Below are 18,987 nucleotides of genomic sequence, written 5' to 3' on the forward strand. Positions count from 1 at the left end.
AGTCTCAGGCTGCGATCGCGCGCAGCAGCTCGGTTTCCACCTGGATCTGGGTGCGGTTGTTCGACAGGCTCTTGCCGTCGAGCAGAAACACGTCCTCGACACGTTCGCCGAGCGTGTTGATCCGCGCCGCCTGCACGCCGATCCGGTGTTGCGCCAGAACGCGCGCGATCGAATAAAGAAGGCCCTGCCGGTCGTTGGCCGACACGGACAGGATGTAGTACTGGCCGCGATCGTCGGGACGAAGGTCCACGCGCGGTGTGATCGGAAACGTGCGCACGAGCCGCGATACGCGGCCCTTCGACGGTTCCGGGAGTATGCGCTCATCCGCGAGCAGCGCGGCGAGTTGCTGCTCGACGAGGTTGGCGATGTCGCGATAACTCCCGTCGTGATCCGGATGCGCGACGAGAAAGTTATCGAGCGCGTAACCGTGACGGGTCGTCGTCACGCGCGCATCGAGCACGGAGAGACCGTTCTTGTCGAAATACGCGCAGATGCCGGCGAAGAGATCGGGCCGATCCTTCACGTACACGAGCACTTGCAACGCCGCGCCGATGGGCGAGGGCCGCGCGCGCACGATCGGCTCGTCGCTCTCCACGTGACGGTAGAGCACGCGCGTCTGCCACGCGATGTCGGCCGGATCGTGGCGCAGGAAATAGCCGACGTCGAGCTGATCCCACAGGCGCTTTTGCGCGTGCTCCGGCACGGTTTCCAGGCGCAGCAGCGCGAGCGCCGCTTCCTGGCGCGACTTGAGCTCCGAATGCGCATCCGGCTGCGCGCCGCCGAGCACGGCCTGCGTCGCACGGAACAGGTCTTCGAGCAGCTTGCCTTTCCAGTTGTTCCAGACTTTCGGACTCGTGCCGCGGATATCGGCGACGGTCAAAAGATAAAGCGCGGTGAGCCGCCGCTCCGTCTTCGCCACCGACGCGAATTGCTTGATGACTTCCGGATCGCTCGTGTCCTGCTTCTGCGCGACCTGGCTCATCGTCAGATGCTGCTGCACGAGCCAGATGACGAGCTCGGTGTCTTCGGCGCCGATGTCGTGCTCGCGGCAGAAACGCCGGGCGTCGGCCATGCCGAGCGTCGAATGATCGCCGCCGCGGCCCTTCGCGATATCGTGGAACAGAGCCGCGACGTAGAGCACCCACGGACGCTCGAAGTTGCCCATCAACTGGCTGCAGAACGGATACTCGTGCGCATGCTCGGCGATCGCGAAGCGCCGCAGATTGCGCAGCACCATCAGGATGTGCTGATCGACCGTGTAGACGTGATAGAGATCGTGCTGCATCTGCCCGACGATGCGCCGGAAGTTCAGCAGATAGCGCCCGAGCACGCTCGTCTGGTTCATCAAACGGAACGCATGCGTGATGCCTTCGGGCTGCTTGAGGATCTCCATGAACAGCCGGCGATTCTCCGGATCGCGCCGCCAGTCGCGGTCCATCAGATCGCGTGCGTTATAGATCGCCCGCAGCGTGCGCGCGGAAAATCCCTTGATGCCGCGCGTCTGTTCGTACAGCAGGAACGCTTCGAGAATCGCGTGCGGCTCGCGCTCGAACACATCGTCGCGGGCGATTTCCAGCATGCCCTGCTTCTCGACGAAGCGCCCGGAAATGACCCGCGTGATGCCGCTCGTCGACGGGAAAAGCTGCGCCTCGACGTTCTGGATCAGGATGGTGGCGAGCTGCGTGACCGCTTTCGCCGCCCAGTAGTAGCGGCGCATCAGCTGCTCGCTCGCGCGCTTGGCGGTGGTCGCCTCAAAGCCGAAGCTCTCCGCGAGCGGCGTCTGCAGATCGAAGACGAGTATGTCCTGACGGCGCTTCGCGATCACGTGCAGCCGCGCACGCAGCGCCTTCAGAAAGCCTTCGTTGCGGCGCAGTTCGCGCGCTTCGCGTTCGGTGATGAGCTCGCGCGCATCGAGTTCGCGCCAGCTGCTGCCAAAACCGGCCGCGCGTGCGATCCACAGAATCAGTTGCAGGTCGCGCAAGCCGCCGGGGCTTTCCTTGATGTTCGGCTCGAGGCTGTAGGGCGTGTCCTGAAACTTCGCGTGACGCTGGCGCATTTCCAGTACTTTCGCCTGGAAGAAAGCGCGTGGATCGAGCGTTTCGCGATAGCGCGCCGAAAAGCGCTGGAACAGGGCCATGTCGCCGCAGATGCGCCGCGCTTCGAGCAGCGATGTCTGCACGGTGATGTCGTTGCCCGCCTCGGCGATGCATTGCTCGACCGAGCGCACGCTGCTGCCGATATCGAGTCCCAGATCCCACGCCATCCCGATGAAACGCTCGACGCGGCCGTTCAACTCCGCATCGCTGTGTTGCGGCGATGCTTCCGGAAGGAGCACGAGGATGTCGACGTCGGAATAGGGCGCGAGCTCGCCGCGTCCGTAACCGCCGACCGCGACGAGCGCGGCGCTCTCGGGCATGTCGCAGGCGGACCACGCGCCTTTGAGGGCGTCGTCGGTGGCGCGGGCGAGCGCGTGCATCAGCGGCTCGACGTTCGACGCCGCTCCGAAGCGTTCGATGAGCGCCGCCTTCGCCGCCTTGTAGGCGACGCGCAACGTTTCACAGGGCGTGGCGACAGCGGCGATTACGCTCATGAATGGAAAGTGGCGAGGACGGCGGAGGGATGCGCCCGCGTGCATGCACGGCGGGCGCCGGGAGAAGCGAAATCAGGCGGTCGCGGCGATCAGTTGCGAGGGCGCCTGCGTGCCCGCCGAAACGGTCAGCACGTCATAGCCCGTCGGCGTGACGAGCACGGTGTGCTCCCATTGCGCCGAGAGGCTGCGGTCGCGCGTCTTGACGGTCCACTGGTCCGGCATCGTGCGGATTTCGCGGCGGCCGGCGTTGATCATCGGCTCGACGGTGAAAATCATGCCAGCCTGCAGTTCGATGCCCGTGCCCGGACGGCCGTAGTGCAGCACCTGCGGCTCTTCGTGGAACACCTGTCCGATGCCGTGGCCGCAGTATTCCCGCACGACGCTGTAGCCTTGCGCTTCGGCGTGCTTCTGGATCGCCGCGCCGATGTCGCCCAGATGCGCGCCCGGGCGCACCTGCTCGATGCCGAGCCACATGCAGTCGAACGTGGTCTGAACGAGGCGCTTAGCCAGGATCGACCCTTCGCCGACGATGAACATGCGGCTCGTGTCGCCGAAATAGCCGTTCTTGATGACGGTGACGTCGATATTCAGCGCGTCGCCGTTCTTCAGCACCTTTTCGCCGGGGATGCCGTGGCAGATCACATCGTTCACGGAGATGCAGGTGGCTTTCGGGTACGGCGGATAGCCGGGCGGCTGATAATTGAGCGGTGCGGGAACGGTGCCCTGTTCCTTCACCATATATTCGTGACAGAGGCGATCGAGCTCTTCGGTCGTCACGCCGGGAGCGATATGCGGCGTGATGAAATCGAGCACTTCGCTGGCGAGCCGGCAGGCGACGCGCATTTGCGCGATATCGTGTTCGTTTTTCAGCGTAATGGACATGACTTGGCCCGAAATGCGTGTGTGCGGCAGTGAGCCGCGAAAGCGGCATTATCGCACCTTAAGAAATGCGCCGCACCCGGATCGTTTGGAGCGGAGGGCGCAAGGGCACTGAGGACGATCGCAAACACGCGTGGTTCCGGATCGGTCGTGCGGCTTGAGCCGACCAATCCTCACATGCTATACTCGAAGGCTAAGTCGTAATCCATATTGCCGTCACGATGTCGTATGACAATCCGGGCGTGGAATAGCGGAATGCGGCTTGGAAACTTGTTTCAAGTCGATACGCAAGCCGGCGCACCCAGGGTGTCCGGCGTCTGGTCAAGCGAAACAGCGAAAACAACCAGGCGCGGGATGCGGCAGCCGGCTTAAGACCTAACCCTCGCGGAGAATTTCATGGCAGTCACGATGCGTCAAATGCTGGAAGCCGGTGTCCACTTCGGTCACCAAACGCGCTTCTGGAACCCCAAGATGGCCCCGTACATTTTCGGTCATCGCAACAAGATTCACATCATCAACCTCGAAAAGACGCTGCCGCTCTACAACGACGCGCTGAAGTATGTGCGCCAGTTGGCAGCGAACCGCGGCACCATCCTTTTCGTCGGCACGAAGCGCCAGTCGCGCGACACCATCGCTCAGGAAGCAGCGCGCGCCGGTATGCCTTTCGTCAACGCCCGCTGGCTCGGCGGCATGATGACCAACTTCAAGACGCTGAAGGTTTCGATCAAGCGCCTGAAGGACATGGAAGCGGCGCTGGAATCGGGTGAAACCGAGCGCATGAGCAAGAAGGAAGCGCTTCTGTTCGAACGCGAAATGGTCAAGCTGCAAAAGTCCATCGGCGGCGTGAAGGACATGGGCGGCATTCCCGATGCAATGTTCGTGATCGACGTCGGCTACCACAAGATCGCCGTGACCGAAGCGAAGAAGCTCGGCATTCCGGTCATCGCCGTGGTCGATACGAACCACTCGCCGGAAGGCATCGACTACGTGATCCCGGGCAACGACGACGCCTCCAAGGCAGTCGCGCTGTACGCTCAGGGCGTTGCCGACGCGATCCTCGAAGGCCGCGCGAACGCGGTGAACGACGTTGTCCAGGCCGTCCGTAACGGCGAAGGCGACGAGTTCGTCGAGGTCAACGCAGAGGCGTAATCGAGCCCTGCGGCCGACAAAAAAGGGGGCTTTGCGAAAGGCCCCTTTTTTTTAGTCGAAGCGATAGAAATGCCTATTTTTCTGCCGTGGGCGCGATGTAAAGCCGGCGGCACGTATCAAACAGACTCAAGGAGCGAATGATGGCGGCAATTACCGCAAGCATGGTGGCAGAACTGCGCGCAAAGACCGACGCGCCGATGATGGAATGCAAGAAGGCGCTGACGGAAGCCGACGGCGACATGGCGCGCGCGGAAGAACTGCTGCGCGTGAAGCTCGGCAACAAGGCGAGCAAGGCGGCATCGCGCGTGACGGCTGAAGGCATCGTGACGGCGCACGTCGAAGGCGGCGTGGGCGCGCTCGTCGAACTGAACTGCGAAACCGACTTCGTCGCGAAGAACGACGACTTCCTGGCCTTCGGCAAGACGATCGCCGAACTGGTCGCCAAGAACAACCCGGCTGACGTGGCCGCGCTGTCGGCGCTGCCGCTGGAAAGCTCGACCGTCGACGCCGTGCGTCTCGCTCTCGTCGGCAAGATCGGTGAAAACCTGTCGATCCGACGTTTCGTGCGTTTCGAGTCGGCCAACAAGGTCGCGTCGTACCTGCACGGCACGCGTATCGGCGTGCTGGTCGAGTTCACGGGCGCTGACGACCAGATCGGCAAGGACGTCGCGATGCACGTCGCCGCGATGAAGCCGGTTTCGCTGTCGTCGGACCAAGTGCCGGCCGATCTGATCGCCAAGGAGCGCAGCATCGCCGAGCAGAAGGCCGCTGAATCGGGCAAGCCGGCCGAGATCGTCGCGAAGATGGTCGACGGCTCGGTCCAGAAGTACCTGAAGGAAGTATCGCTCCTGAACCAGCCGTTCGTGAAGAACGACAAGCAGACGATCGAGCAGATGCTCAAGGCCGGCAACGCGTCGGTGCAGAAGTTCGCGCTGTTCGTGGTCGGCGAAGGCATCGAAAAGCGCCAGGACGACTTCGCAGCCGAAGTCGCGGCGCAAGTCGCTGCGGCCAAGCAGTCCTAAGGCTCGCTTAAGGCGCGTGTGCTGTGATAGCGCGCCGAGTTCGCGGTACCCGCGGCGGAACATTCCGCCGCACGCATTCAGCGATCCGGATCGCACAAGCAGCGGGCGCGTTAGGCTAGGGATAACCCTGATCTACCGCGCCCGCCGCCCGATCCGGCCCGCTTGCGGTAAGTAATGTTTCACCCCTACAGTTCTACGTTGTTGCAACCCTCCTCGGCGCGATCGGAACCTCATATGCCCACAGCCTACAAACGCGTACTCCTCAAACTCTCCGGCGAAGCCCTCATGGGCGACGATGCTTTCGGCATCAATCGCGCAACGATCGAAAGGATGGTGGCGGATGTCGCGGAGGTGGTGCGGATCGGGACGCAGCTTGCCGTCGTCATCGGCGGCGGCAATATCTTCCGTGGTGTAGCGGGCGGCGCGGCCGGCATGGATCGCGCGACGGCCGACTACATGGGCATGCTCGCCACGATGATGAACGCGCTCGCGCTCCAGGACGCCATGCGCCACGCGGGCATCGAAGCGCGCGTGCAGTCGGCGCTGCGCATGGATCAGGTGGTCGAGCCCTACATCCGTCCGCGCGCGATTCGCCAGCTCGAAGAGGGCAAGGTCGTGATTTTCGCGGCCGGCACGGGCAATCCGTTCTTCACGACGGACACGGCGGCCGCGCTGCGCGGCTCGGAAATCGGCGCCGAAGTGGTGCTGAAAGCGACGAAGGTCGATGGCGTATACTCCGCCGACCCGAAGAAGGATCCGCACGCGACGCGCTACAGCACGATCAGCTTCGACGAGGCCATCGGCAAGAACCTTCAGGTGATGGACGCAACCGCATTCGCGCTGTGCCGCGACCAGAAGCTGCCGATTCGCGTGTTCTCGATCACGAAGCCGGGCGCGTTGAAGCGCATCGTGCAGGGCGACGACGAAGGGACCCTCGTCCACGTGTAAACTCTCGCGGTATCAGGCGCTGCGCGGCTGGCGGGGAGCCCCGCGCGTGATGCGCCGCTTTTCGCCAGTAAAACCCAGGTTTGGAGGTTCAAAATGAGTGTGGCTGACATCAAAAAAGGCGTCGACCAGAAGATGCAGCGGTCGATCGAAGCGTTCAAGGCCGATCTCGCCAAGATTCGCACGGGTCGCGCCCACACGGGGCTGCTCGACCACATCCAGGTTGATTACTACGGTTCGAACGTGCCCATCTCACAGGTCGCGAACATGACGCTCGTCGATGCGCGTACGATCGGCGTGCAGCCGTGGGAAAAGAAGATGGTCGCGGTGATCGAGAAAGCGATCCGCGAATCGGATCTCGGCCTGAACCCGGCCACGCAGGGCGACCTGATCCGCGTGCCGATGCCCGCGCTCACCGAAGAGCGCCGCCGCGAACTCACGAAGGTCGTGAAGAGCGAAGGCGAAACCGCGAAGGTCGCCGTGCGCAACCTGCGCCGCGACGCGAACGATCAACTGAAGAAATCCGTGAAGGACAAGGAGATTTCGGAAGACGACGAGCGCCGTGCGAGCGACGAAGTGCAGAAACTCACCGACAAGTTCGTCGCCGAGATCGACAAGCTCGTTCAGACCAAAGAATCCGAAATCATGACGGTGTGAGGCCGTAGAAACGGTCCTGCCAGCCCCGGGCGTGTATATATCCGGGCTGGCTTTCACTCTTTCAGATTTCCAGATTCAGCGGCCATGACCTATACCAGCTCCACCGTTACCGTGCCCGATGTCGCGGCTGTCCCGCGCCACGTCGCGATCATCATGGACGGCAATGGCCGATGGGCGACCGAGCGCCGCCTGCCGCGCGTCGCCGGTCATACGCGCGGCGTCGACGCGGTTCGTGCGACCGTCGAAAGCTGCGCGCGGCGCGGCGTCGAATTCGTCACGCTTTTTGCTTTTAGCTCCGAAAACTGGCGCCGTCCGACCGACGAAGTGTCGTTCCTGATGCGCCTGTTCGTCACCGCGCTCGAGCGCGAAATCGGCAAGCTGCACGCGAATGGCATCCGCCTGCGCGTCGTCGGCGACATCAGCATGTTCGACGACCGCATCCGCGCGCTGATTCAACGCGCCGAGACCAAGACGGCCCGCAATACCCGCCTCACGCTGACCATCGCCGCCAACTACGGCGGGCGCTGGGACATCATGCAGGCGACGAAGAAACTCATCGCCGAGTCGCTGGAGACGGGTACGCCCGCGCGCGTGGACGACGAATCGTTCGCCGCGCATCTCGCGATGGCCTATGCGCCCGAGCCGGATCTCTTCATCCGCACGGGCGGCGAGCAGCGCATCAGCAATTTCCTGCTGTGGCAGCTCGCGTACACCGAGTTTTATTTCACCGATATCTACTGGCCCGACTTCGACGCCGACGCGCTCGATCGCGCGATCGCTTCCTACGGTGACCGTGAGCGCCGCTTCGGGCGCACGAGCGCGCAACTCGCTTCCCAATCGCAGAAGGCCGACACCCTTTCATGCTAAGAACCCGTGTCATCACGGCAATCGTCCTGCTCGCGGTACTGGTGCCGATCACGCTGTTCGCGCCGATCGGTGCGTTCGGAGCGCTCATCGGTTTCGTCGTGGTGTTCGCGGCCTGGGAATGGGGGCGTCTCCTCAAGCTGAACGGAGCGGGCCCGGTTGCCTACGCGCTCGTCGCGGGGCTCGCGCTCATTTTCAGCACGTTTCTCGGGATCAAGTCCACGCCGTTGTACCAGATGGCCGCGATTTTCTGGGTGCTGGCCGGTCCCTACGCCTTGCTGCGCAAGCCCACGCTGGCCGCCCACACGTGGCGCGCGTTCCTGCTTTTCGCGGGAATTGTCGTGTTTCTGGCCTGCTGGCACGCCGTCGTCGACGCGCGCACGCGGGGCGTGGCATTCGTGCTATCGCTTCTTCTAGTAGTCTGGCTGGCTGACATAGGCGCATACTTCGCCGGAAAAGCGCTCGGCCGCCACAAACTCGCTCCGTCGATCAGCCCGGGCAAGACCTGGGAGGGCGCCATCGGTGGGTGGCTCGCCGTCATCGTCATCGGCGCGCTCGCCGCTGCCACCGGCTTTTATGCGCCCACCGTATTCACCGCCTTCGTCGGGCATCTCGGTTGGGATCGCTCGTTCGTCGCGCTTTCCGTGCTGGTCGCGTTCAGCGTGGTCGGCGACCTGTTCGAGTCGCTGCTCAAGCGCCAGGCCGGCGTCAAGGATTCGAGCGGCCTCTTGCCGGGTCACGGCGGCGTCCTCGACCGCATCGACGCATTGTTGCCTGTATTGCCGATCGCATTGCTCATGCTTGGCTAATCGGCTAGAGAAGAATTTATGCAAAAACGTCTCACATTGCTCGGCTCCACGGGCTCGATCGGCGACAGCACGCTCGATGTCGTGGCAAGGCACCCGGACCGCTTTTCGGTCTACGCGCTCACCGCTCACCGCAACGGCGACAAACTCGTCGCCCAGTGCCTGAAATTCCAGCCCGAAGTGGCGGTCGTCGGCGACGCCGAAACGGCCGTGCGCGTCGCGTCGGCGTTGCGCGCGCAGGGCTGCAAGACCGAAGTGACGCACGGCACGGAAGCGCTCGTCGAGGTCGCCCGCGCGACGCAGTGCAACACGGTCGTCGCGGCCATCGTAGGCGCTGCTGGCCTCGCGCCCACGCTTGCCGCCGCGCGCGCCGGCAAGCGCATCCTGCTCGCGAACAAAGAAGCGCTCGTGATGTCCGGCCAGATTTTCATGGACGCGGTGCGCGACAACGGCGCGATTCTGCTGCCGGTCGACAGCGAGCACAACGCCGTGTTCCAGTGCCTGCCGCCTTGCGCGGACAAGGAAGCGCAACTGCATGGCGGCGTGTCGAAGATCATCCTGACGGCGTCGGGCGGCCCGTTCCGCACGCGCGAACCGGCGACGCTCACCAACGTCACGCCCGAGGAAGCCGTCAAGCATCCGAACTGGGCGATGGGCCGCAAGATCTCCGTCGATTCCGCGACGATGATGAACAAGGGTCTCGAAGTGATCGAGGCGCACTGGCTCTTCAATCTGCCGGGCTCGCGCATCGAGGTGCTGATCCATCCGCAGAGCGTGATTCATTCGATGGTGTCCTACGCCGATGGCTCCGTCCTCGCGCAACTCGGCAACCCCGACATGCGCACGCCCATCGCGCACGCGCTGGCGTATCCTGACCGTGTGGACTCGGGCGTGGCGCCGCTGGATCTGGCGCAGATCGCGACCCTCACGTTTGAAAAGCCCGATTTCGCGCGCTTCCCGTGCCTCGCGCTGGCCATCCAGGCGCTCGAAGCGGGCGGCATCGCGAGCGCCGCGTTGAACGCGGCCAACGAAATCGCCGTGGAAGCGTTTCTGGAGCGCCGCATCGGCTTCATGGCGATCGGCGGCGTGGTCGAGCGCGTGCTGAACGACCTGCCGAATACGAGCGCCGCGACGCTGGCGGACGTGCTCGCCGCCGATGCGACCGCGCGCCGTCTCGCATCCCGTTTCGTCGCTGAGCTCACCGCGAGCGCGCCGGGCGCCGAACCCATCGCCCATTGAGGCCGTCATGAACTTTCTGACCGAAATCGTCGCCTTCGTCGTTGCGATAGGCGTACTCGTCGTCGTCCACGAATTCGGTCACTACAGTGTCGCGCGACTGTGCGGCGTGAAAGTGCTGCGTTTCTCGGTCGGCTTCGGCAAGCCGCTCGTGCAGTGGGTCAGCAAGAAGACGGGCGTTCAATGGACGATCGCCGCGCTGCCGCTCGGCGGCTACGTGAAGATGCTCGACGAGCGCGAGGTCGATCCCGACAGCGGCACGACGATTCCCCCCGAGGACTTGCCGCGCGCTTTCAACCGCCAGAGCGTCGCCAAGCGCATTGCCATCGTGGCGGCGGGGCCCATCGCCAACTTCCTGCTCGCGATCGCGCTCTTTTCCGCCGTGTTCGCGGGCGGCGTGACCGAACCCGCCGCGATCGTTTCGCAGCCCGCGCCCGACACGGCAGCGGCGCACGCGGGTTTCGAAGGCGGCGAGACGGTTCTCTCGATGCGCGACGCGCAAGGCGGCGAGACGCATCCGATCCGCTCCTGGTCCGATTTGCGCTGGAAGCTGCTCGACGCGTCGTTCGATCATCGTCGCATCGTGCTGACGGCGAAGACGCACGACGGCACCTTCGATTTCCCGGTGACGGTCGCGGGCATCACCGACGAGCAAGCCGATCAGGACTTCATGGACAAGCTCGGCTTCGCACCGGGCGGCGGCACGCTGACCGTCGCGGGCGTCGAGGCGGGGAGCGCGGCGCAGAAGAGCGGGCTGAAGGCGGGCGACATGCTGCGCGCGATCGATGGCCGCAGCGTCGACAACGCGACAAGCTTCATCGATTACGTGAAAGCACATGGCGCGAAGCCCGTCACGCTCGTGATCGAGCGCAACGGCAAGCGCGAGTCCGTGCAGATCGTGCCGGACGTGAAGCACGATGCATCGACGGGCAAGGAGATCGGCCGCATTGGCGCCGCGCTCGCGAATCAGTTGCCAACCGTGGACGTGCGCTACGGGCCGCTCGAAAGCCTGCGCCTCGGCGTGAACCGGACGTGGGACATCAGCATCTACTCGCTGCGCATGTTCGGGCGGATGATCGTCGGCGAGGCTTCGCTCAAGAATCTCTCGGGACCGGTCACCATTGCCGACTATGCGGGCAAGAGCGCAAGGCTCGGCGTGGCGGCCTTTGTTTCGTTTCTCGCCCTCGTCAGCATCAGTCTCGGAGTGTTGAACTTGTTACCGATTCCGGTATTGGACGGTGGGCATCTGTTATATTATTTGGTTGAGGCTGTTACCGGCAAAGCCGTATCCGATCGCTGGCAGCTGGTTCTGCAAAGGGCGGGCCTGGTCTGCATCGTCGCACTGTCGATGATCGCGCTGTTCAACGACCTCGCTCGTCTGATTCGTTTTTGATCCACTTTGACAATTTCTGGCGGCGCGTTTCGAGCGACCGCCGGAACGAATGCAGCTTTAAATACTGGGGAAGCACGTTGTTCAAACCTCATCGCTTTGTTCCTAAGACGGCTGTGGCCGCGGCGCTCGCCGCAACGGGTATGGCGGCACACGCCACCACGCCGTTCGTCGTGCAGGATATTCGGATCGACGGTCTCCAACGCATCGAGCCGGGCTCCGTGTTCGCTTATCTGCCGATCAAGCAAGGCGACACCTTCACCGACGACAAGGCCTCCGAAGCGATTCGCGCACTCTACGCGACGGGCTTCTTCAACGACGTTCAGATCGCCACCGAAGGCAATGTGGTGGTCGTGCAGGTGCAGGAGCGCCCGGCCATCTCGGCCATCGATTTCGCGGGCCTGCACGAGTTCGACAAGGACAATCTCACGAAGGCGCTGCGCTCGGTCGGTCTGTCGCAAGGCCGCTCCTACGACAAGGCGCTCGTCGACAAGGCGGAGCAGGAGCTCAAGCGCCAGTATCTGACGCGCGGCTACTACGCGGCGGAAGTCACGACCACCGTGACGCCTGTCGACCGCAACCGCGTCGCCATTCTGTTTTCCGTCGCGGAAGGTCCGAGCGCGAAGATCCGCCAGATCAACTTCGTCGGCAACAAGGCGGTGAGTTCGGGCACGCTGCTCGGCGAAATGCAGCTCTCCACGCCGAACTGGTTCTCGTGGTACACGAAGAGCGATCTCTACGCGAAGGAAAAGCTCACGGGCGACCTGGAGAACGTGCGCTCGTACTACCTGAACCGCGGCTACCTCGAGTTCAGCATCGACTCCACGCAGGTGTCGATCTCGCCGGACAAGAAGGACATGTATCTGACGATCGCCGTGCATGAAGGCGAGCCGTACAAGATCAGCAGCATCAAGCTCTCGGGCAATCTGCTCGACCGCGAAGCCGAGCTCAACAAGCTCATCAAGATCAAACCGGGCGAGCGCTTCTCCGCGGAGAAACTGCAGGCGACGACCAAGGCCATCGTCGACAAGCTCGGCGAATACGGCTACGCGTTCGCGCAGGTCAACGCGCAGCCGCAGATCGATCAGTCGAACCACACCGTGGCGCTCACGCTGCAAGTCGACCCGAGCCGCCGCGTGTACGTGCGGCGCGTGAACATCGTCGGCAATACGCGCACGCGCGACGAAGTGGTCCGTCGTGAAATGCGTCAGCTCGAAAGCTCGTGGTTCGATTCGAGCCGTCTCGCATTGTCGAAGGACCGGGTCAACCGTCTCGGCTACTTCACCGACGTGGACGTCACCACGACGCCCGTGGAAGGCACGAACGACCAGGTCGACGTGGACGTGAAGGTCGCGGAAAAGCCGACCGGCGCGATCACGCTGGGCGCGGGTTTCTCGTCGACAGACAAGGTGGTGCTGTCGGCGGGCGTGTCGCAGGACAACGTGTTCGGCTCGGGCACGAGTCTCGCGGTCAACGTGAACACTGCGAAGACGTACCGCACGCTAACCGTGACGCAGGTCGATCCGTACTTCACGATCGACGGCATCAAACGTATCACCGACGCGTACTACCGCACGTATCAGCCGCTGTACTACTCGACCGATTCGAGTTTCAAGATCATCACGATGGGTGCGGACACCAAGTTCGGCATCCCGTTCTCCGAGCAGGACACGGTGTTCTTCGGCGTCGGCGCCGAACAGAACACGATGGACGTGGACTCGAACACGCCGCAGTCCTACATCAACTACGTGAACGAGTTCGGCCGCGTGGTGAACAACTATCCGCTGACGATGGGCTGGTCGCGCGACAATCGCGATAGCGCGCTCGTCCCGAGCCGCGGCTACTACATCCAGTCGAACGCGGAATACGGCACGCCGCTCGGCAACACGACCTACGCGAAATTCGACGCGCAGTTCCAGTATTACTACTCGTTCGCGCGCGGCTTCGTGCTCGGCTTCAACTTGCAGGGCGGTTACGGCAAGGGCCTGCAAGGTCAGACGTACCCGATCTTCAAGAACTACTATGCGGGTGGTATCGGCTCGGTGCGCGGCTACTCGCCAAGCTCGCTGGGTCCGCGCGACTCGAAGACGAACGATCCGATCGGCGGCTCGCGCATGGCGGTCGGCAACATCGAACTGACGTTCCCGCTTCCGGGCACGGGCTACGACCGCACGCTGCGCGTCTTCACCTTCCTCGATGCCGGTAACGTCTGGGGCGACCCGAATCAAGGCGGCACGAGCGGCGGCGCGAACGGCTTGCGCTACGGCTACGGTGTGGGTCTCGCGTGGATCTCGCCGATCGGCCCGCTCAAGCTGAGCCTTGGCTTCCCGCTGCAGAAGCACGAAGGCGACCAGTATCAGAAGTTCCAGTTCCAGATCGGTACGGCCTTCTAAACGGTATGCCGACTGTCACGAACTTCATCCATTCAGACGTAACGTGAGGAACACTTTGGGAACCGGTAAGCATTCGAAACATATGGCGCTGGCGCTTGCGTTGTCGATGGTTCTCGGCCTGGGCACGGCGATGTCCGCCAGTGCTCAGGAAGCGCGCATCGCTGCGGTCAATTCGGACCGCATCCTGCGCGAATCTGCTGCGGCGAAAGCCGCTCAGTCGAAGCTCGAGCAGGAATTCTCCAAACGCGACAAGGCGCTGCAGGACATGGCGCAGCGTCTGAAGGCGATGTCGGACAACATCGATAAAAACGGTTCCTCGATGTCGCCGACCGACCGCGCTGCGCGCCAGCGCGACCTCGCGCAACTCGACGCGGACTTCCAGCGCAAGCAGCGCGAGTTCCGCGAAGACCTGAACCAGCGCCGCAACGAAGAACTCGCGGCGGTGCTGGATCGCGCGAACAAGGTGATCAAGCAGATCGCCGAGCAGCAGCACTACGATCTGATCGTGCAGGAGGCGGTGTACGTGAGTCCGCGCATCGACATCACGGATCAGGTGCTGAAGGCGCTGGCCGCGGGCGCGACCGGCACGGGTTCGCTCACGAACCCGAACTGACGAGGACTGAGACGAGATGGCATCAGGCATGGCGATCACGCTCGACGAACTGGTGAAGCGCTTCGGCGGCGAGGTGGTCGGTGACGGCGCGCACGCGGTCGGGAGTCTCGCACCCCTCGACAAGGCTGGCTCGGCGCAGCTCGCGTTTCTGGCGAATCAGAAGTATCTGCCGCAGGTCGAGACGACGCGCGCCGGCGCGGTGCTGATTTCCCCGGCCGATCTCGAGAAGGTGACCAATCGCGCGGGCAGTAATTTCATCGTCACGCCGAACCCCTACGCTTATTTCGCGCGCGTGGCGCAGGCGTTCATCGATCTGGCGACGCCCAAGGCCAGGCCGGGCGTGCATCCCAGCGCGTATGTCGATCCGGACGCGAAGGTCGCGGCGAGCGCCGTGATCGGACCGCACGTGACAGTGGAGGCGGGCGCCGTCATCGGCGAGCGCGTGAAGCTGGATGCGGGCGTGGTCGTCGGCCGGGGCGTGAAGCTCGGCGACGACGTGCATCTGTATCCCAACGTCACCGTCTATCACGGCTGCAAGTTCGGCGCGCGCGTGATCGTGCACGCGGGCGCGGTGATCGGCGCGGACGGCTTCGGCTTCGCGCCGGATTTCGTCGGCGAGGGCGATGCGCGCACTGGCAGCTGGGTGAAGATTCCGCAGGTCGGCGCGGTGGATATCGCAGACGACGTGGAAATCGGTGCGAACACAACCATCGATCGCGGCGCGATGGCGGATACCGTCATCGAGGAATGCGTGAAGATCGATAACCTCGTGCAGATCGGTCACAACTGCCGCATCGGCGCGTACACGGTGATCGCCGGCTGCGCGGGCATCGCGGGCAGCACGAACATCGGCAAGCATTGCATGATCGGTGGGGCGGTGGGTATCGCGGGCCATGTGACGCTCGCGGACTATGTGATCGTCACGGCGCAATCCGGCGTCTCGAAATCGCTTCTGAAGCCGGGCATGTACACGAGCGCGTTTCCGGCCGTGCCGCATGGCGACTGGAACAAGAGTGCGGCCATCATGCGCAATCTGGACAAGCTGCGTGACCGCATCAAGTCGCTGGAAACGGCGCTCGCCGATACGGCCAAGCGTGGCGATACGAGCGGCGACGAATAAGCAAGAACCTCGCGCAAAGCGGGCTCATCCAAGCCGCCGAAGCGCCAAGTGCAATTCCGGGCGGGCGTCCGATACGGCCCGCCATCCAAATTTCCGCGCCTGACGCGCGCGTGAGCAGAACGACCATGAGCACAGAAAAAATCAATCTCGACATCCACAAGATCCTCACGCTGCTGCCGCATCGCTACCCGATCCTGCTCGTGGACCGCGTGCTCGAACTCGAGCCGCACAAGAGCATCAAAGCGTTGAAGAACGTGACGATCAACGAGCCGTACTTCCAGGGTCACTTCCCGACGCGGCCCGTGATGCCGGGCGTGCTGATTCTCGAAGCGCTCGCGCAGACCGCGGCGCTCCTGACCTTCGCGGAAGAGCCGCACGATCCTAGCAACACGCTCTATTACTTCGTCGGCATCGACGGTGCGCGCTTCAAGCGCGTGGTGGAACCGGGCGATCAGTTGATCCTCAACGTCCACTTCGAGCGGTACATGCGAGGCATCTGGAAGTTCAAGGCGCGCGCCGAGGTCGATGGCGCGATCGCGGCGGAAGCCGAGCTCATGTGTACCGTCAAGAGCACGGACGCCTGAGCGCCACTGCGTTCACTCCGCGTTCATCGTAACAAGCAGCACGAACAGCATAGGCGAAATGCGCATGAGCAAGATTCACCCAACCGCGATCATCGAGCCGGGCGCCCAGCTCGACGCGTCCGTCGAGATCGGGCCGTACGCGATCGTCGGTTCGCACGTCGTGATCGGCGCAGGCACGACCGTCGGCTCGCACAGCGTGATCGAAGGCCACACGACGATCGGCCGCGACAACAGCATCGGCCATTACGCATCGATCGGCGGCCGTCCGCAGGACATGAAGTACAAGGGCGAGCCGACGCGTCTCGAAATCGGCGACCGCAACACCATCCGCGAATTCACGACGCTGCACACGGGCACGGCGCAGGATCAGGGTCTGACGTCGATCGGCAGCGATTGCTGGATCATGGCGTACGTGCACGTCGGCCACGACTGCCGGCTCGGCGACAACGTCATCATGTCGAGCAACGCGCAACTGGCCGGGCACGTGTTCGTCGGCGATCACGCGATCATCGGCGGGATGTCGGGCGTGCATCAGTTCGTGCGCATCGGCGCGCATTCGATGCTCGGCGGCGCCTCGGCGCTCGTGCAGGACGTGCCGCCCTTCGTCATCGCGGCCGGCAACAAGGCGGAGCCGCACGGCATCAATGTCGAAGGACTGCGCCGCCGCGGCTTCACGCCCGAAGCGATCTCGGCGCTGCGTTCGGCATATCGCATCGTCTACAAGAGCGGTCTGTCGCTCGAAGAGGCGAAGGTACAGTTGAAGGAACTGAGCACGGCAGGCGGCGAGGGCGACAAACCCGTCACGGCATTTTCCGATTTCATCGCGGCGTCGCAGCGCGGCATCATCCGCTAGACACGCCGCCCGATGACCCTGATCACCAACCCGCCACGCATCGCGATGGTCGCGGGCGAGCCCTCTGGCGACCTGCTCGCGGCCTCGCTGCTCAAGGGCCTCACGCAAACCCTGCCGGAAGGCACGCGCTATAGCGGCATCGGCGGCCCGCGCATGACAGCCGAAGGCTTCGAAGCGCACTGGCCGATGGACAAGCTGACCGTGCGCGGCTATGTCGAAGCCCTGAGACATATCCCCGAAATTCTCGGCATCCGCAACGAGATCAAGCGTCAGTTGCTCGCGGAGCCGCCGTCGGTGTTCATCGGCGTGGACGCACCGGATTTCAATTTCGGCCTCGAACAGCCGCTGCGCGAAGCAGGCATTCCGACGGTGCATTTCGTGTGTCCGTCGATCTGGGCGTGGCGCGGCGGCCGCATCAAGAAGATCGCGAAAGCGGTCGATCACATGCTGTGCGTGTTTCCGTTCGAGACCGCGCTGCTGGCGAAGGCGGGCGTGGAGGCGAGCTACGTCGGTCATCCGCTCGCCGACGAGATTCCGCTCGAACCCGATGTCATGGGCGCGCGCCGCGAACTCGGCATCGCAGAGGGCGGGCCGGTGATCGCCGTGCTGCCGGGCAGCCGCCGCTCGGAAATTTCGCTGATCGGTCCGACCTTCTTCGATGCGATGGAGCTGATGCAGCGTCGCGAACCGGGCGTGCGCTTCCTGATGCCCGCGGCGAATCCGGCGTTGCGCGAGTTGCTGCAGCCGCTCGTGGACGCGCATCCGAATCTTTCGCTGACGATCACCGATGGCCGCGCGCAAACCGCGATGACCGCCGCTGACGCGATCCTCGTGAAAAGCGGCACGGTGACGCTGGAAGCGGCGCTGCTCAAGAAGCCGATGGTCATCTCGTACAAGGTGCCTTGGCTGACGGGCCAGATCATGAAGCGGCAGGGTTACTTGCCGTATGTCGGCTTGCCGAACATTCTGGCGGGCCGTTTCGTCGTGCCGGAAATCCTCCAGCATTTCGCGACGCCCGAAGCGCTCGCGGACGCGACGCTGAAACAGTTGAACGACGACGCCAACCGCCGTACCCTGACGGAAATCTTCACCGACATGCACATCGCGCTGCGTCAGAACACGTCGCAGAAGGCGGCCGAGGCGGTCGCGCGAGTGCTCGAAACGCGGAGACCGCGATAATGGCGGCGAAACCATCGGCTCAGGCAGGACTCGATTTCAGTTCACCTTTCGACATCATCTGCGGTGTCGATGAGGCGGGGCGCGGTCCGCTGGCCGGTCCGGTCGTGGCAGCGGCCGTGATTTTCGATCCCGCGAAACCGCGCATCAACGGGCTCGACGATTCCAAAGCGCTGAGCGCAAAACGACGCGAGGAGCTCTACGAGAAAATCGTCGATCGCGCGCTCGCGTTTTGCATCGCGTCGGCGAGCGTCGAGGAAATCGACACGATCAACATCCTGCACGCGAGCATGCTCGCGATGAAGCGCGCGGTGGAAGGACTTTCGGTCGCGCCGACGCTCGTCAAGATCGACGGCAATCGCTGCCCGACGCTGTCGATTCGCGCCGAAGCCGTGATTGGCGGCGATGCGCTCATCAAGCAGATTTCGGCGGCATCGATTCTCGCGAAGGTCACGCGCGATCGCATGCTGGTCGAGCTTCACGAAACCTTTCCGGTGTACGGCTTCGATGCTCATTCCGGCTACGGCACGCCGCAGCATCTCAGGGCGCTGCGCGAGCATGGCCCGTGCGAGCATCATCGGCGTTCGTTCGCGCCGGTGCGCGAGGCGCATATCCGCTTCGGCTCGGTGCTGCCCGAACTCGCGCCCGAAGTGCTTCAGGTCGCCGCGGCGCTCGAAGACGATCCCGATTCGCTCGCTTTCTGAGCGGCA

Annotated in this window: 17 protein-coding genes; 15 read left to right on the plus strand and 2 right to left on the minus strand. The window is 63.7% G+C overall.

The window, feature by feature from the left end:
• Window positions 1-4: 4 nt before the first annotated feature.
• Entirely contained in the window at window positions 5-2,590 is a 2,586-nt protein-coding gene (locus QCE73_RS05955; protein ID WP_309880220.1) for a [protein-PII] uridylyltransferase, read from the minus strand.
• Window positions 2,591-2,662: 72 nt separating this feature from the next.
• Window positions 2,663-3,472 carry a type I methionyl aminopeptidase gene (gene map, locus QCE73_RS05960; RefSeq protein WP_035498905.1) on the minus strand — a complete coding sequence of 270 codons (810 nt, stop codon included), beginning with the start codon at window positions 3,470-3,472 and terminating at the stop codon, window positions 2,663-2,665.
• A gap of 393 nt (window positions 3,473-3,865) precedes the next feature.
• Between map and rpsB the strand changes: the two genes are divergently transcribed.
• From rpsB to rnhB, 15 genes are all read left to right on the plus strand, one after another.
• On the plus strand, window positions 3,866-4,618 hold the full coding sequence (rpsB, locus tag QCE73_RS05965; protein ID WP_008350088.1) for a 30S ribosomal protein S2: 753 nt from the start codon (window positions 3,866-3,868) through the stop codon (window positions 4,616-4,618).
• A gap of 140 nt (window positions 4,619-4,758) precedes the next feature.
• The gene (gene tsf / locus QCE73_RS05970; RefSeq protein ID WP_035498904.1) at window positions 4,759-5,640 is read left to right on the plus strand and encodes a translation elongation factor Ts; all 882 of its coding nucleotides are present in this window, start codon (window positions 4,759-4,761) and stop codon (window positions 5,638-5,640) included.
• Window positions 5,641-5,874: 234 nt separating this feature from the next.
• Window positions 5,875-6,588, plus strand: coding sequence for a UMP kinase (gene pyrH, locus QCE73_RS05975; protein ID WP_008350086.1), 714 nt, complete (start codon window positions 5,875-5,877; stop codon window positions 6,586-6,588).
• Window positions 6,589-6,681: 93 nt separating this feature from the next.
• Complete coding sequence (gene frr / locus QCE73_RS05980) at window positions 6,682-7,242, plus strand: ribosome recycling factor (RefSeq protein WP_035498903.1); 561 nt, start codon at window positions 6,682-6,684, stop codon at window positions 7,240-7,242.
• An 84-nt stretch (window positions 7,243-7,326) separates the two neighbouring features.
• Window positions 7,327-8,109, plus strand: a complete 783-nt coding sequence (gene uppS, locus QCE73_RS05985; RefSeq protein WP_035498901.1) for a polyprenyl diphosphate synthase — start codon at window positions 7,327-7,329, stop codon at window positions 8,107-8,109.
• Window positions 8,103-8,915 (plus strand): phosphatidate cytidylyltransferase, encoded by an 813-nt coding sequence (locus QCE73_RS05990; RefSeq protein ID WP_309880222.1) that lies wholly within the window; start codon window positions 8,103-8,105, stop codon window positions 8,913-8,915. The genes uppS and QCE73_RS05990 overlap by 7 nt, the downstream gene beginning before the upstream one ends.
• A gap of 18 nt (window positions 8,916-8,933) precedes the next feature.
• The gene (locus QCE73_RS05995) at window positions 8,934-10,151 is read left to right on the plus strand and encodes a 1-deoxy-D-xylulose-5-phosphate reductoisomerase (RefSeq protein WP_309880223.1); all 1,218 of its coding nucleotides are present in this window, start codon (window positions 8,934-8,936) and stop codon (window positions 10,149-10,151) included.
• A 7-nt stretch (window positions 10,152-10,158) separates the two neighbouring features.
• Entirely contained in the window at window positions 10,159-11,541 is a 1,383-nt protein-coding gene (rseP, locus tag QCE73_RS06000) for an RIP metalloprotease RseP (protein WP_035498898.1), read from the plus strand.
• 77 nt (window positions 11,542-11,618) lie between these two features.
• Window positions 11,619-13,931 (plus strand): outer membrane protein assembly factor BamA, encoded by a 2,313-nt coding sequence (bamA, locus tag QCE73_RS06005; RefSeq protein ID WP_035498897.1) that lies wholly within the window; start codon window positions 11,619-11,621, stop codon window positions 13,929-13,931.
• An 82-nt stretch (window positions 13,932-14,013) separates the two neighbouring features.
• Window positions 14,014-14,544, plus strand: coding sequence for an OmpH family outer membrane protein (locus QCE73_RS06010; protein ID WP_035498896.1), 531 nt, complete (start codon window positions 14,014-14,016; stop codon window positions 14,542-14,544).
• Between the two features lie 28 nt (window positions 14,545-14,572).
• On the plus strand, window positions 14,573-15,664 hold the full coding sequence (lpxD, locus tag QCE73_RS06015) for a UDP-3-O-(3-hydroxymyristoyl)glucosamine N-acyltransferase (RefSeq protein WP_309881917.1): 1,092 nt from the start codon (window positions 14,573-14,575) through the stop codon (window positions 15,662-15,664).
• Between the two features lie 125 nt (window positions 15,665-15,789).
• Window positions 15,790-16,248, plus strand: a complete 459-nt coding sequence (fabZ, locus tag QCE73_RS06020) for a 3-hydroxyacyl-ACP dehydratase FabZ (RefSeq protein ID WP_035498894.1) — start codon at window positions 15,790-15,792, stop codon at window positions 16,246-16,248.
• 64 nt (window positions 16,249-16,312) lie between these two features.
• Window positions 16,313-17,101 (plus strand): acyl-ACP--UDP-N-acetylglucosamine O-acyltransferase, encoded by a 789-nt coding sequence (gene lpxA, locus QCE73_RS06025; protein WP_309880225.1) that lies wholly within the window; start codon window positions 16,313-16,315, stop codon window positions 17,099-17,101.
• Between the two features lie 12 nt (window positions 17,102-17,113).
• Window positions 17,114-18,280 (plus strand): lipid-A-disaccharide synthase, encoded by a 1,167-nt coding sequence (gene lpxB, locus QCE73_RS06030; RefSeq protein WP_035498892.1) that lies wholly within the window; start codon window positions 17,114-17,116, stop codon window positions 18,278-18,280.
• The gene (gene rnhB / locus QCE73_RS06035; protein WP_238287925.1) at window positions 18,280-18,981 is read left to right on the plus strand and encodes a ribonuclease HII; all 702 of its coding nucleotides are present in this window, start codon (window positions 18,280-18,282) and stop codon (window positions 18,979-18,981) included. Before lpxB ends, rnhB begins: the two co-directional genes overlap by 1 nt.
• Window positions 18,982-18,987: the final 6 nt, after the last annotated feature.

Source organism: Caballeronia sp. LZ029 (assembly GCF_031451275.1).
Lineage (GTDB): Bacteria > Pseudomonadota > Gammaproteobacteria > Burkholderiales > Burkholderiaceae > Caballeronia > Caballeronia jiangsuensis.